The 523-nt window shown below is 54.5% G+C and carries 1 protein-coding gene; it reads right to left on the bottom strand.

Annotation, left to right across the window (positions count from 1 at the left end; all coding sequences use genetic code 11):
• Window positions 1–523: contractile injection system protein, VgrG/Pvc8 family (locus KCG43_RS21345; RefSeq protein WP_255558132.1), on the bottom strand; the 523-nt coding region annotated here is incomplete at both ends.

Raw genomic sequence — 523 nt, 5'->3', positions numbered from 1 at the left:
ACCGGTATGAACACGGGTGGCAAAATCGGCGTCAAAGATATGTTCACGATCCGGCACCCCGCCCGAGTCGGCATGATACAGAATCGGCGTTTGCTCGGCGCCGGGGATCAAGGTGGCGTTTTCGGCAGTGCTGGGCAGCGCGTTGACCAGTTCATTCTTATCAACAATCACCAGTTCATGGCCGCTGTGGGTATGATCGAAGTAATACCACAGTCCATGCTGAGACATCAGGCGATGGATAAATGCCAGATCGGTCTCGTGATACTGCAGAATATACTCCTGCTTCTCGCCTGCATCGGCAAGCATACGTACCGCGGTTACGCCAGCTTCTTCCAGCACGGCTTCGATGATGTCATTGATCGTTTGATCCTGAAAAATACGGCAGTCCTGCCGCTGAGTCAGAAACCAGAGATCGGGCACCAGCTTTAACTCATAGCGGCTGAACTGGCGACCTGTGCCCAGGAAGCGGGCTTCACTGACTGTGCCATGGAAAACACGGGATACACCGCTCCCCTGACCGAAA

The sequence above is a fragment of the Photobacterium sp. WH24 genome, from assembly GCF_019204055.1.
Lineage (GTDB): Bacteria > Pseudomonadota > Gammaproteobacteria > Enterobacterales > Vibrionaceae > Photobacterium > Photobacterium arenosum.
This window is presented reverse-complemented; position numbering and strand designations above follow the sequence as displayed.